This is a genomic window from Nocardia acididurans (genome assembly GCF_016741815.1).
GTDB classification, from domain to species: Bacteria; Actinomycetota; Actinomycetes; order Mycobacteriales; family Mycobacteriaceae; genus Nocardia; species Nocardia acididurans.
Map to the genome: position 1 here is coordinate 552,520 of NZ_JAERRJ010000001.1, position 13,845 is coordinate 566,364.

A 13,845-nucleotide genomic window follows, 5' to 3' on the forward strand; every position below is an offset into this window, starting at 1 on the left:
GCAGCATCATAGGGCCGTAGACCGGTTGCGATCACGATACGACCGGGAAAATCCGTGCCATATCGTGACCTGCAACGCGAGCTTACGGGATCAGACGATGCGGATCAGGATCTCGGAATGCCCGGCGCGGATGACATCCCCGTCGGCGAGCTGCCAGTCCTGTACGGGCGAGCCGTTGACCAGCGTTCCATTGGTCGAACCGAGGTCCGACAGCATGGCCGTCTGGCCGTCCCAGCGCACCTCGATGTGCCGCCGCGAGACCCCGGTGTCGGGCAGCCGGAAGTGTGCGTCCTGGCCGCGGCCGATGATGTTGGAACCCTCACGCAACTGGTAGGTGCGGCCCGAGCCGTCGTCCAGCTGCAGCGTCGCCGAATAGCTCGAGGCGCCGCGCGCGGGCTGGCCGTAGCCGCCCTGCTGCCCGTAGCCCTGCTGATCGTCGCCGTAGCCGGCCTGATCGCCGTAGCCCTGGTCGTAGCCCGGCTGCTGGCCATAGCCCTGGTCGTAACCCTGCTGCTGGCCGTACCCCTGCTGGCCGTACGCGCCGCCCTGCTGGCCGTAGCCCTGGTCGTAGCCGGGCTGCTGGCCGTAGCCGCCGCCCTGCTGGCCGTAGCCCTGGTCGTAACCCTGCTGCTGACCGTAGCCCTGGTCGGCGTAGGCCTGATCGGAGTAGCCGCCCTGCTGGCCGTACGCCTGGTCGTAGCCCGGCTGCTGGCCGTACGCCTGATCGGAGTAGCCGCCCTGCTGGCCGTACCCCTGGTCGTAGCCCGGCTGCTGCCCGTACCCGGCGCCACCGCCCTGCTGCTGGTAGTCGTAGCCGTTCTGATAGTCGCCGTAGCCCTGCTCGGACTGGCCGTAGCCGCCCTGATCGGGGTACTGGCCACCACCACCCTGGCCGTACCCCTGGTCGTAGCCCTGCTGACCACGTCCGGCAGGCGGGGGCGCGTACCCGCGGTTCCGCGGATCGGACTCCGCGGGCTCACGGCTTGGGTCGTAGCCTGAGTTCTGCGTCATGGGGCCAGCTCCTGGTTGCGGGTTGGGTCGTTGTGGGCGTTCAGGTCCCGGCGCGGGACCCGCCCGTCGGGCAGCACCGGAGGTTCCGGCGTCCGGGTCCACCCGGCCGGCCGTCCTGAACTGTCCGGTGTGCAGCGTAGGGGATGCCTCGAATTCGACGTGCACTTCGCCGTAGGTCTGCCATCCTTGCTCGCGGATGTAGTCCTGTAAGTGTTTGGCGAAAGCTCGCACCATGAGGTCGTGGTCCGCCTGTCCCTCACCCTGCACGAGCTGGCCGAGATCCGACTCGTTGATGGTGATGACATAGCTGTTGGGAGCCAGCAGATGGCCGCCGTCCAACTCCTGGAGATTGTCGGTGGCCTCGCGCTGCAGCGCGGCCTCGACCTCCTGGGGGACGACGCTGCCGCCGAAGACGCGGGCGAAAACATCACCGACAGCACCTTGGAGCCGGCGTTCGAATCGAGAAACGATCCCCATTCGCCCCTCCTCTCGTGTCGTGGTGTTGACGCCGTGGCGCGTTCCGGAACAGCGGCACGCGTCAGGGCGTGTCTGCGTAGGGACACGGTGATTGCATGATATCCACGAACGTCCACACCTGTAACTCTTGACGACGAGCCTGGGTTCCCGAGGTGTGCTCGACCGCGCCGACCTGCGCCCACCCTCGATAACCAGGCGATTTCTTTTTGGCGCATACCCCGTGATACGTTCTTTCACGTCGCTCAGGGCGAGTGGCGGAATGGCAGACGCGCTGGCTTCAGGTGCCAGTGTCCGTAAGGACGTGGGGGTTCAAGTCCCCCCTCGCCCACCAAGACGAAGGCCCCATCCAATCGGATGGGGCCTTCGTCGTTTTCCCGAAGTCGTTGCGGGGCAGCGTGTCCGGTCCACTCAGCGGGACACCGCCGCGCCGATGGAAACGCAGGTCGCGGCGCATTGTGACGAAGATCGCACCGGGGGTGGCGAACCCTTCGGCCGGGGCGTTGCCGGGTGTCCCGGAAGTGGTCTTCCGGGCTTGAAATTCGATTGCCGGAAGGTATCGCATCGGGTATGCGCCCGATTTTCATCGAGTTATGCCTGATGTCCGTTTAGTCAAAACTAAGGTAAACAAACTTCGAGTTTGTTTCAGAATGGGCGACCGCCGGGCTATGGCTGCGACCAGGGGCGAAACACCAGGTTAACGGGGGTTGAACCGTCGATTCCCGGTGGTCGCGCGAGTTTTCGGCAAACCTCTCGACCGGGCCGGCGGAGCATCGCGCGCGAGGGGTCGAAACGGGGTCGAAATCGGTACCACGTGGAAGGTTTCGACCGCCTCCGCAGACCGCCCGCAAAGGGGAAGCTGGAAAATAGCGATCTTGGCGGGTTGCCTTCTGGGAACGGACATTTCGCCTGGTCGACTTATACGCCCGCGGGGCAAGTCGGAGGTTGCGTAGCCATAACGATTGTGTAGAGTCATCGGCAACGCTGGCCGCAGCTGAGCAGGACTCGCTGCGGCCAGTGGAAATCAAATCCCGGCCGTTGCCGGCGCCTTCGAAGCCGCCGCTCCCGCAACAGGTTCCAGGTCACTTCCCACCGAATAGCCCGGCATGTGCTCACCGGCCGCCAACGCCGCCTGTGCGTCTTCGTCCAGCGCCACCCGGCGGCCACGCACGAAAACATAGGCCAGGAAACCCAGTTCGACGAGCGCGCCGATACCGATGCGCACGGGGGTGGGCATCCCGCTCGGCGTGACGAAACCCTCCAGCAGACCGGCCACCAGCAGGGTCAGCGCCAGGCCGATCGCGACCACCGCGGTCGCCCGGCCCTGCCGGGCCAGGGCCTGCGGACGGGATTCGCGGCCCGGATCGATCAGCGTCCAGCCCAGCTTGATACCCGCGCCACCGGCGATGAAAATCGCGGTGAGCTCGATCATTCCGTGCGGCAGGATGAAGCCGAAGAACGAGTCCAGACGGTCGGCATCGGCCATCAGGCCCGCACTCACACCCAGATTCAGCGCGTTCATCACCATCACCCACACGGCGGGCAGGATCAGGACGCCGGTGAACAGGGCGATGGCCGCGACACGGGCATTGTTGGTCCACACCTGGGCGGCGAACGCGTCGTTCGGATGCTCGAAGTAGTAGGTCTCGAACGCGCCGCCCGGCTTGGTGAGCGCCTCGGTATCGGTGTCCAGGCCCAGCTTGCGGCGCGCGTCCTCCGATTCGGCCACCCAGGTCGCCAGCGCCGTCGACACCAGCAGGAACAGGGCCGCCACCGACACCCACCACGGCCAGGCCCGGTACACGGCGGCCGGGAAGCGGTGCGAGAAGAAGCGGCCGATCTCGCCGATATTGTCGACCTGCGCACCCAGCACCTTGCCCCGCGCCCGGGTGAGCACCGCCGACAGGCCCGCGATGGTCTCCGGATCGGCGTTGCGGCTCTGCAGGCGCGCCAGCTGCTGCGAGGTGAGCCGGTACAGCCGCACCAGCTCGTCGGCCTCCGCGCCCGTCAGGCGCTTACCCGGGCTCGCCAGCTGCTCCAGCCGATCCCAGGCCCGTTTGTGCAGGAAGGTGTACGCGTCGAGATCCATCAAGCCCTCCCCATCGTGCGACTACTGTGAATGCTAGCCACCGGCACCGACTTCCGTCCGGACCGACGGATACCGGGGGTGCGAGAACCGGCGCAGCGGTTGCCAGTGCCGCCGGAGCTGGGAAGAATCGGGGGGACCATGGCTCTGTTCACCACGGGCGAGGCTGTCGCCGTCGAACTCCCCATCGCGCGAATACCCACCCGCGCGGCGGCGTTCCTGGTCGACCTGATCATGCAGATCATCCTCGGGCTGACGCTCGCCTTCCTCACGTTCGTGGCGCTCGAAGAGGCCGACGCCGATATCGCCTGGGCGGAAGCCGTATTCGTGGCGCTGCTGGTGATCACGTTCATCGGATATCCGGTCGCGATGGAGACGCTCACGGGCGGGCGGTCCATCGGCAAGATGATGTTCGGCCTGCGCGTGGTGCGGGCCGACGGCGGGCCCATCGACTTCCGGCACGCCGTCACGCGCGGGCTGTCCGGCATCGTGGACTTCTGGTCCATGGGCACCGGCTTCATCGCCGTGGTGACCTCGCTGTGCTCACCCAACGGCCGCCGCGTCGGCGACGTACTGGCCGGCACCGTCGTCGTCCACGACCGTAGCCGCCTGCCGTGGCCCTCCTTCGCGGTGCCGCCGCCGTGGCTCATGGACTGGTCGCGGCAACTGGATCTGTCCGGCCTGCCCGACGATCTCGCGCTCGCGGTGCGCCGCTATCTGATTCGCCTGCGCACCCTCACCCCGTCGGTGCAGGATCAACTCGGCCGCGAACTGCTCGCCGCCGTCAGCGCCCGCCTCGCCATCACCCCGCCCACTGGTTACCCGCCGTACCACATCCTCGGTGCGGTCCTGGCCGAACGACAGCGCCGCGCGCTCCCGCCGCTACCCCAGCCGCAGCCGGGGCTGCCGAACATCCGCCCACAGGCCCTGGCCCGGTAACTCGCGGAGCCCGGTAGACGACGCGGCCGATTGTGGAATCGGCGACGCGAATTACAGTGCGCCCGTGCGCTTGAGCTCGAGATACTCGTCGGCGAGCGCGCCGGGGAGTTGATCGGGCGCGGCAGTGATCACGCGAACACCCCTGCGGCGCAGGATCTCCCGGGCCACCGCGTGTTCGGCGATCACGTTCTCGGCGGCGGCCGCGTGGTAGAGGTCCTCGAGGCCGGAGCGGCGGGTGACCGCGGCGGCCACCTCGGGATCGGTGACCGAGACGACCAGCACGCGGTGGCGTTCGGTCAGCACCGGGAGCACGGGCAGCAGGCCCTCCTGCACAGTGGCCGCGTCCATGTGCGTGAACCAGACGACCAGGCTGCGGCGGCGGGCGCGCTGCAGGGTGGCCCGCATCAGGCCCTGGTAGTCGGTGTCCACCAGAGCGGGGGAGACGCCCGCCAGTGCGTGCATGAGCTTGAGCTGCAGGCGTTTTCCGCCGATGCCGCGCACCTCGGTGCGGACCTGGCGGTCGTAGGCGAGCAGGTCCACCGAATCGCCGCCCGCCGCGGCGAGGCCGCCCAGCAGCAGGGCCGCCTCGATGGTGGCGTCCAGGCGGGTGCCGTCGCCGACGCGGCCCGCGCTCACCCGGCCGGTGTCGAGCAGCATGACCACGTGCCGGTTGCGTTCCGGCCGCCAGGTGCGCACCAGGACGTCACTGGCGCGGGCGGTGGCCCGCCAGTCGATGGTGCGCACGTCGTCGCCCGCCACATATTCACGGAAGGAATCGAATTCGGTGCCCTGGCCGCGAATCGTGGTGGTGTTGCGGCCTTCCAGGTGCTGCAGCTGCTTCACCTTCGAGGCCAGCAGGCGTTCACTGCGGAACGGCGGCAGTGCGCGCAGGCGTCCCGGCACGGCGCGCCGCACCTGGCGTCCGGCCAGGCCGAGCGGTCCGGTCACCCGGATGGTCACCGGTCCGGCGGCGCGGTCGCCGCGGTAGGCCGGAGTGAGTTCGGTATGCAGGCGAATCTTGGTGTTGGCGGGCAGATTCAGCGTGTGCGTGCGATGCCGGGCGTGCGCGCTGGGCGGCCAGTCGTCCCACAGCGTGGCGCGCAGCGTGCGCGCGCCCGCGTTGAGCACCGTCAATTCCACCTCGGCGCTGCGTCCGGTGCGGACGGTGGTGAGCGGCTCCCGCGAGAGCTCCACCGCCGCAAGCGAACCCAGGGCGAGCAGATCCGCCGCGACCAGCGCCAGCAGGACTCCGCTCGCGAGGCCCACGCCCGCCCACGACGGCATGACCAGGGCGACGAACAGCGCCGCGAGCCCCGCCAGAACGGCCAGCCGGCCGGTGACGACCACGGCTACACCGGGACGGGGACGGACATCAGCAACGAGGTCAGCACGCCCTCGGCGGTGACGCCCTCCACCTCGTGTTCGGGCCGCAGGTGCAGGCGGTGCCGGAGTACTGCCACCGCAACGGCTTTCACATCGTCGGGGGTGACGTAGCCACGCCCGTTCAGCCAGGCGAAGGCCCGCGACGCCGCCATGAGCGCGGTCGCGCCGCGCGTGGACGCGCCGTGCGCGACGGCGGGGGAGGTCCGGGTGGCGCGGCACAGGTCCACCGTGTACGCCAGCACCTCCGGGCTGATGGCCACCTGCGTGATGGCCTGCCGGGCGGCCGCGATGTGCGCGGGTCCGGCCACCGGCCGCAGCCCCGCCGCGGTCAGGTCGCGCGGATCGAATCCGGCGGCATGCCGCTGCAGAATCCGGAATTCGTCGTCCCGCCCGGGCAATTGGACGTCGACCTTGAACAGGAACCGGTCCAGCTGCGCCTCCGGCAGCGGGTAGGTGCCCTCCTGCTCGATGGGGTTCTGGGTGGCGATGACGATGAACGGGTCGGGCAGCGGCTGCGGTACGCCGTCCACCGAAACCTGCCGCTCCTCCATGGATTCCAGCAGCGCGGACTGGGTTTTCGGTGGGGTGCGGTTGATTTCGTCGGCGAGCAGCAGATTGGTGAACACCGGTCCGCGCCGGAAGGTGAACTCCGCCGAGTGCGGGTCGTAGATCTGCGAGCCGGTGACGTCGCCGGGCATCAGGTCCGGTGTGAACTGGATGCGGCTGTGCTCCAGGGCCAGGGCGGTGGCCAGCGCCCGGACCAGCAGTGTCTTGGCCACGCCGGGAACGCCTTCGAGCAGGACGTGGCCGCGGCAGAGCAGTCCGAGTACCAGGTACAGGACCGCCTGATCGTTGCCGACGACCGCTTTGCCGATTTCGGCGCGCAGCGCGAGCAGCGCCTGCTGGGCCTGTTCGGCGGTCGGGGCGTCGTGGTTGGTGTCCACTGTGGTCACAAGACCTCCGATTCGATCCATTCGAGTTGTGCGGCCACGATTTCCAGGGTGACCCGGTCGGCGACCGGGTCGTAGAGGGCGGCGTGCACCTGCGCCGGATCGGCTCCGGTGCGGGTGCTGACCGCGAGGGTCACCACGTCGGGTGTGGTGTCGGCGGTGACGTTGAGGACGGGCCGCAGCCGTCGCAGGGTCGCCGCCCGCAGTTTGGCCGCGATGTGGTCGTAGTCGCGGGATTTGCGGTAGAGCCCGGCCTGTCCGTCGAGCAGTTCGTTGGCGGGGGCCTCGACCGGATGGGGTTCGGCGACGACCGTGCCGCGCCGGCGACCGCGCCAGCCGAGGATGATCAGCCACGCGATGAAGGCTTGCAATCCGCCGAAGACGGCCCAGCCGCCGTTGGCGAAGATGGAGTCGTCGCCCGCGCCGTAGTCGGGTTCGTCGATGTCGGGAGCGTCGGGCGGGCTGTCGGGCAGGTCGGGCTTATCGGGCGGGTCGGGCACGGTGGGCGTGCCGAGTTTGATGAGCAGCCACACGACGAGGATGACGCCGATGGCGCCGCCGACGGCCGCCCAGAATCGCCAATCGCTCAGGAAGGCGGGCATTTCCACGGGTCCGCGCTCGCGCTTTTCCCGCTTCTTTCTGGGTTGCCGTGTCTTGCGGCGTTTTTCGGCGATCTCGGTGGGGGCGTCCTTGGGGGCGGGCGCGACCGAGAAACGGTCGGCCTGCTCGAGTCGGCGGTATTCGTCCTCGGTGGCGGTTCGTCCGCCGTAGACGATTTCGTCGAAACTGTGTGCCGCCGAGGGCAGTTCACCGGCGTCGGCCGGTAGCGCGGTGGTGGCGGCCCGCGCGGTTTCGCGGGCGGTGCGGCCGCGCTGTTCCTCGAGGACGCCGTGCTGTTCGAGTCCGCGGGTGACGGCGCGGTATCGCTCGCGCAGCGCGGTCGCGAAGTCGTGCCGTTGCGCGGCGAATTCGGCGGCGGCGCGGTGGGTGGCGGCGGGGCCGAGATCCGGTGTGGGCGGCACGGTTCCGTGGCCGCCCGGGCCGGTGGCCGGGTTTTCCCGCGGTGGTGCGGGTGGCTGTGTCATCGCTGTCCTCCGGCCGGGGGCACGCGGATATCCCAGGCCTCACGGCGGCACCGGCGGTCCACGTAGGCGACGACCTGCGCGGAGGATTCCACCATTTCCGCGAACGCGATCATGAGCAGCGATACCGAGATGAGCAGTACCGTGACGGTCCATCGCCGGGTTCCGGTGATGCCGCTGAGGAATCCGGGGACGGCGAGCAGCGGAACCATGAGCACCAGCATCAGCCCGCGCAGATACAGCCAGACCCCGACGATCTGCCATTCCGTGCCCTGCACGAGCATTTTCGCGCGTGCGGTCGCGGTCCGATAGGTGGCGGATTCGTCGAAGATGATCGGCACGGTGGTGAACCGTCGCGCCCGCAGCCAGGCCAGCCAGATCGCGGCGAGCGGCAGTGTGATGATCAGCGGCGTCCCCAGCGCCAGCACCCCGATGCCGATGAGGGTGAACATGGCCGAATACCCCAGCAGGGGAGCGGCTTCCGAGGACATCTGCCGCAGCGCCCATCGCCAGGTCACGGCCTGCTGCCGCACGGCGGCCAAGCCCATGGACACGGTCACGCCGCGCACGAGCAGTCGCAGCAGCCAGGCGCAGACGAGGGTGCCGATGACGGCCGACCAGCGGGTGCCGTCCTTGTCGTCTCCGGTGGCCAGCGAACCCACGACGGTGATCCCCACGGCGATCGCCGAGGCGACCAGCACGCCGACCCCGAATACCGCGCCGAAGGTCTTGACCCGTGGCTGGATCAGCGCGAACGGCAGATCGAGCAGTTCCCGGAACTGCATCGGACGGATCGGCACCGGCGACGGTTCGGAAAGCAGTGTCTCCCCCACCGCACCGGTCGCCTTGCCGACATTGTCGGCGGCGGCTGGCAACACGTGGCCGAGTGTAATCGCAGTTCAGCCTTCCGTCGCTGTACTGCCCGCTACCGATCTCCGGTCGCTTGCCCGAGCAGCCGGGCGACGACTCGGCGGTAGAGGTCGGGGTCGGTGGGTGGCATGCCGAGCAGTGCTCGCAGGTAGACGCCGTCGCCGACGAGGCGGACGATCTCGGCCTGGACGGGGTCGGGGATTTCGTTGTCGAGGGCGGTGCGGTAGGCGTCGAAGGCCTCGTTGAGGGCGCGGTCGACTTCGTCGGCGTCGGTGTCGTGGGGGCCGTCGACGGTGCGCATGGCGGCGAGCATCGATCGGTACAGGGCCAGTTCCACGGCGTCGGATTCGTCGCCGGGGTGGGGGGTCTGCAGGTACCACTCGGCGACGGATTTGCCTTGGGAGACTGCGGTGTTCAGCTGTTCGGTGGTACGGGATTCGAGTCTGCGGACGAGTCCGGCGAGCAGGGCGTCCTTGCTCTTGAAGTGGTAGAGCAGTCCGCCTTTGGAGACGCCGGCGGTGGCGGCGACGGCCTCGAGGGTCACCTGGGAGAGGCCCTTGTCGAGGAGCAGGGTTTCGAGGGCGTCGAGTATCCGGTCGCGGGTTCCGGACGGATCACGGGTGGTCACGGGAATTACTGTACCGTCTGGACGGTTGGTCTGTTACTGTACCGTCTGGACGGTTCAAGAACCCCTGGAAGAGAAACCTCATGACCACCCACTCGATCGCTTCGACCTCGAACGTCGCCGCGCCCAAGGCACGCCCGCGTGACTGGGCCGGACTGGGTGTGCTCGCGCTGGCACTGCTCCTCGTGTCCGTCGACGCCACCGTGCTCGACCTCGCCGTACCCTCCATCAGCAGCCACCTCGCGCCCACCACACCGCAGCTGCTGTGGATCATCGACGTCTACTCGTTCGTCCTCGCCGGCCTGCTGGTGACCATGGGCACCCTCGGCGACCGCATCGGCCGCCGCCGCCTGCTGATCATCGGCGCGGCCGGATTCGGCATCGCCTCCGCCGTGGCCGCCTGGTCGGTGAGCCCCGAAATGCTCATCGCCGCACGCGTGCTGCAGGGTGTCGCCGGCGCGACCCTCATGCCCGCCACCCTCGGCCTGATCCGCTCCATGTTCCAGAACGCGCGCGAGCGCACCCTCGCCATCTCGGTGTGGGGCGCGATGGCCGGTTCCGGCGCGGCGGTCGGTCCCCTGCTGGGCGGCTGGCTGCTCGAGCACTTCTGGTGGGGCTCGGTGTTCCTGGTGAACCTGCCCGTGATGGCGCTGCTGATCGTGCTCGCGCCGTTCCTGGTGCCGGAGTCGCGTGACCCGAACCCGGGCCGCTTCGACCTGGTCTCGGCCGGTCTGTCCATGCTGGCGCTGATCCCGATCGTGTACGCGGTCAAGGAATTCGCCGCGCACGGCCCGGCCGTGACGCCGCTGATCGCCGCCATCGTCGGTGTGCTGGCCGGTGTCGTGTTCATCCGCCGTCAGCGCACCCTCGCAGCCCCGCTGATCGACCTGGAACTGTTCCGCCTGCCGCCCTTCCGGGCAGCGGTCCTGGCCAACCTGCTGTCGGTCTTCGCCCTGGCGGGAGTGCTGTTCTTCGGCTCCCAATACCTCCAGCTGGTCCTCGGCAAGGCCCCGCTCGCGGCGGGTCTGCTGCTGATCCCCGGCACCATCGGCTCGATGGCGGGCGCGCTGTTCGCGGCGTGGCTGGTCCGGCACTGGCGTCCGGTCTCGGTCCTGGCCGGCGCCCTGGTGACGGCCGCCCTCGGCGCCCTGATGTTCTGGATGCTGGGCGCCAACCCCGGTTCCCCCGTGCTCCCGTTCATCATCGGCTTCCTGCTGATCGGCCTGGGCGTCGGTGTGGCCCTGACGGTTTCGTCCGACATGATCGTCAGCACCGCCCCCGCCGAACGCGCGGGCAATGCCGCCGCCATCTCCGAAACGGCCCTCGAAGCCGGTGTGGCCCTGGGCGTCGCCACCCTCGGCAGCGCCGTCATGGCCACCTACCGCCACGGCCTCGACCCGGCCTCGATCCCGTCCGGCCAACTGGACGCGGCCCGCGAATCCCTGGGCGGCGCGGTCGAAACAGCCCGCACCCTGCACGAACCCGCGGCCACGACCCTGCTGGAGGCGGCGCACACCGCCTTCGTCGAGGGCGTCCATCTCGCGGCGACCGGCACGACGGCGATCCTGCTGGTCACCGCCTATGTGGTGTACCGCGCGGCTAGCGGTCGTCGTGCAGCGGCGGCAGCACCGGAGGAGTGAGCAGGTCCTCCAGCGGGGTGGGTCCGGTGTAGGTGCGGCAACCGCACCGGGCCCACACGGTCATTCCCCATCCGGTCTTGCGCGGGGATTCGAAGTGGCATTCCCCGGCTTTGCGATCGTGCAGGGAGAGGTCGTGGCCGCAGCCGCACACGGCGGGGGCCGGGGTGGGCTGGTTCGAGCGGCGGCCGAATCGTCCGGCGGCCCAGCCCAGGCCGACGAGTCCGGCGCCTACGACGAGGCTGATCGGATCGAGCATGCTTCCAGGGTACGTACTCGTATACGTATATAGCGGCCTGAATCGGGCGATCGGGACGCGCGGCGGCCCCTGAAAACCGCTGTGGCCCGGCAGTTTCCGTGTTCTACGTGAAACATGCCGGGCCGCAGTCGTGTCCGGGGTCAGTTCTGGGGCTTGCCCGGGGGGAGTTCGCGCTGGGCGCGGCGGCCCAGTTCCTGCTGTTGCCGGGCGGTCAGTTCGTCCTGAGACGGGGGCTGGGGGAGGCCGTAGCCGTGGTCGACCACGGGGGCCTGGGGGAGCTGCTGGTAGTACTGCGGCGAGTAGTAGCCCGGCTGGGGGTGGGCCGGGGTGGGGACGCGCTCGGAGTAGACGTGCTGTGCGCCCGGGGGGAGCTGGTAACCGAGTTGGGGCTGGGTGGCGTAGACCTGCTGGGGCTGCGCGTAGACCTGCTGCTGTTGCTGGGGCTGGGCGGAATCCTCGGAGTCGACGGTCACCTTGCGGGTGCGGCGCAGGGTGAAGGTGATCTCCTCGGCCTCTTCGAAAGCCTGGCGGACGGTGCGCAGGGGATGCGTCGCCGTGTCGATGGCGTTCGCGACGAAGGACGGCACCAGGGGGCGGATCCAGCGGGCGGCGGTATCGGTGAACGGGACCGTGCCGATGATCGGGAGTTCCAGGCCGCCACCGGATTTCTGGGCGGGTACCTGCTGGGCGGCCGCCGGAGCGGGCGCGGGTGCCGGAACGAGGGCGCCGCCCGCGGTGACCGGGGTGACGACCCCGGGCATGAGCTGGGCGGGCAGGTTCGGCGACTGAGTCAAGTTCCCCTCCTGAGACTGTCCGCCGGCCGAAGCGCCGGCGGGTAGTTCATGCTGTGCGGCGCGGTCGAATTCGGCGACCGCGCGCTGTGCGGGTTCGGTGACGCCGATCTCGAAGTTGCCGATCGACGCGATGATGCGTTTGCGCTGCCGTTCCCCTTCGATGGCGGTGTCGGCGTGCGCTTCGAGTTTCACCGCGGTGAGCTGCTGTTCGGCTCGTACCGCTTCGGTTTCGACGCGGACCTCGGCCGCTTTGACGGCGATGGCGGTGGTGGCGGCCTGGTCGATGCGGCCGGTGGCGGTGCGGGTGGCGACCGCGCGGTCGAAGGAGGTCTCGCCGCGCCAGAACCGCAGCAGCAGGGGCAGCAGGGCCAGCACGATCATCAGCAGCGCGGTCGCGAGTCGCAGGGCGAACGCACCGAAATGGTCTGTGGTGTAACCGTTCATGGCCACCCAGCGGGCGCCGAGTCCGCGGTCGCCGTCGGTGTAGGCGGCGGCGCGGGCGGCGGTGAGGGCCTGGTCCTTGTCGGTGACGGCCTGGTCGAGTCCGCCGATCTTGGCACGTTCGGCGGCCAGCAGGGTGCGGGCGTCCTCGAACATCTGGTTGGCGGTGCGTTCCTCGGGGCCGCGTCCGGGTACGCCGGTTATCGGCTGCCGCGCGCATTCGGCGGCGGCGCTGAATTCGCAGCGCGCGATGATCAGTGCTTCGTCGACGTCGGTCTGCGCCTTGGCGATTGCCTGATCGAGCGCGGTGCGATTGTTCTTCGCCTGGTCGAGTTCGGTGCGCGCGGTGACGACGCCGGGCGCGGATTCGGCTCCGCGCTGGGCGGTTTCGTCGAGCAGCCGGTCGATGGTGCCGCTGAACAGTACGGTGCAGGCCAATTCGGCGACGAGCACGCCGACGGCGACGGCCACGGCGATGCGTCCGCCGAATTCGGCTCGCGCACGCCGGGATTCATCGCGGGCGGGTGTCGACGCCGTCGCGATGGCGCGAGATACTGCCCCTACCAACACTGTTGTGAGGAGCGCGGCGACGACGACCGCGAGCAGCGGCCAGTCGGCGGCGCTCGTGGCGAGTGCCGTGATCACTCCGGATATGGCCGCGAACAGCGCCACAATCGCGCCGGTGACCGAATAACCCCCGCGTTCGTGCGGGTCAACGAGTTCTGGGTGGGCGCCGCCGAGCCAGGGCAGCAGATCTCCGATTCCACCGGTGGGCATGGTGTGGTTCCCCCTGCCGAAACCGTCGCTTGTTCGTTGTCCCAGCGTGACACTCCGAGCCGGTTTCCACCGACTGCGGCGGCTGGGATGTGGCCAGCCTCACAGTGGCTTGTTTCCGGCGTGTGACGTGGCTTTGATCACGCCCGGACCGGCGCGGATATCGGGATTTTCGGTGATCCAGCGCATACCGAGCGTTTGCTGCGGGTGTGCTCGAGTCCACAACCAGGAAAGATTCCGTACGGTCGGCAGGTTGACGTCCCGCACGCCCAGGACGCTCGCGGTGTGAGTTCGCCAAGTCCGGAAAGTTAGCCGTCTTTCGCCCGGTTTGCCGGAACCCCTTGCGGGGAAATCTGTTTCATTGCAGGTGAGAGGGCATGTCAACGTTCGATCGAGGCGGCATCGAATCGTGACCGTTCAACACGCGTTCAGTGGTGAACTCAACTGAAACAGCTCTGCACCCCTGCTTTACACTGGAGAACGCGCAGGTAGTGGAGGACCGATGAAGAAGCCCAGCTAG

The 13,845-nt window shown here is 69.0% G+C and carries 11 protein-coding genes and 1 tRNA gene; 3 read left to right on the forward strand and 9 right to left on the reverse strand.

The window, feature by feature from the left end; genetic code table 11:
- Positions 1–90 precede the first annotated feature (90 nt).
- A complete protein-coding gene (locus JK358_RS02540; RefSeq protein ID WP_201943013.1) occupies positions 91–1,488 on the reverse strand; it encodes an FHA domain-containing protein in 1,398 nt (465 codons plus the stop codon).
- Between the two features lie 245 nt (positions 1,489–1,733).
- Here JK358_RS02540 and JK358_RS02545 point away from each other — a divergent pair.
- Positions 1,734–1,819, forward strand: a tRNA-Leu gene (locus JK358_RS02545).
- 690 nt (positions 1,820–2,509) lie between these two features.
- Here the strand turns inward: JK358_RS02545 and JK358_RS02550 are convergent.
- Positions 2,510–3,574, reverse strand: a complete 1,065-nt coding sequence (locus tag JK358_RS02550; protein WP_201943017.1) for a stage II sporulation protein M — start codon at positions 3,572–3,574, stop codon at positions 2,510–2,512.
- A 138-nt stretch (positions 3,575–3,712) separates the two neighbouring features.
- Between JK358_RS02550 and JK358_RS02555 the strand changes: the two genes are divergently transcribed.
- Positions 3,713–4,510: an RDD family protein gene (locus tag JK358_RS02555; RefSeq protein ID WP_201943020.1), complete on the forward strand. Its 798-nt coding sequence runs from the start codon at positions 3,713–3,715 to the stop codon at positions 4,508–4,510.
- Between the two features lie 51 nt (positions 4,511–4,561).
- Here the strand turns inward: JK358_RS02555 and JK358_RS02560 are convergent, their stop codons facing one another.
- The 5 genes from JK358_RS02560 to JK358_RS02580 are packed head-to-tail and all read right to left on the reverse strand — an operon-like array spanning position 4,562 to position 9,423.
- The gene (locus JK358_RS02560; RefSeq protein WP_201943023.1) at positions 4,562–5,857 is read right to left on the reverse strand and encodes a DUF58 domain-containing protein; all 1,296 of its coding nucleotides are present in this window, start codon (positions 5,855–5,857) and stop codon (positions 4,562–4,564) included.
- 2 nt (positions 5,858–5,859) lie between these two features.
- The gene (locus JK358_RS02565) at positions 5,860–6,867 is read right to left on the reverse strand and encodes an AAA family ATPase (RefSeq protein ID WP_201943026.1); all 1,008 of its coding nucleotides are present in this window, start codon (positions 6,865–6,867) and stop codon (positions 5,860–5,862) included.
- Positions 6,843–7,928 carry a DUF4129 domain-containing protein gene (locus JK358_RS02570; protein ID WP_201943029.1) on the reverse strand — a complete coding sequence of 362 codons (1,086 nt, stop codon included), beginning with the start codon at positions 7,926–7,928 and terminating at the stop codon, positions 6,843–6,845. Before JK358_RS02570 ends, JK358_RS02565 begins: the two co-directional genes overlap by 25 nt.
- Entirely contained in the window at positions 7,925–8,803 is an 879-nt protein-coding gene (locus JK358_RS02575) for a hypothetical protein (protein WP_201943032.1), read from the reverse strand. Before JK358_RS02575 ends, JK358_RS02570 begins: the two co-directional genes overlap by 4 nt.
- Before the next feature lie 47 nt (positions 8,804–8,850).
- Positions 8,851–9,423: a TetR/AcrR family transcriptional regulator gene (locus tag JK358_RS02580; protein ID WP_201943035.1), complete on the reverse strand. Its 573-nt coding sequence runs from the start codon at positions 9,421–9,423 to the stop codon at positions 8,851–8,853.
- Between the two features lie 80 nt (positions 9,424–9,503).
- Here JK358_RS02580 and JK358_RS02585 point away from each other — a divergent pair, with 80 nt between their 5' ends.
- On the forward strand, positions 9,504–11,060 hold the full coding sequence (locus JK358_RS02585; RefSeq protein ID WP_201943038.1) for an MFS transporter: 1,557 nt from the start codon (positions 9,504–9,506) through the stop codon (positions 11,058–11,060).
- On the opposite strand, the gene JK358_RS02590 is transcribed toward JK358_RS02585, so the two are convergent.
- Positions 11,020–11,316, reverse strand: coding sequence for a hypothetical protein (locus JK358_RS02590; protein WP_201943043.1), 297 nt, complete (start codon positions 11,314–11,316; stop codon positions 11,020–11,022). The genes JK358_RS02585 and JK358_RS02590 overlap by 41 nt on opposite strands.
- A gap of 140 nt (positions 11,317–11,456) precedes the next feature.
- Positions 11,457–13,328 carry a DUF4407 domain-containing protein gene (locus JK358_RS02595; protein WP_201943046.1) on the reverse strand — a complete coding sequence of 624 codons (1,872 nt, stop codon included), beginning with the start codon at positions 13,326–13,328 and terminating at the stop codon, positions 11,457–11,459.
- Positions 13,329–13,845 lie beyond the last annotated feature (517 nt).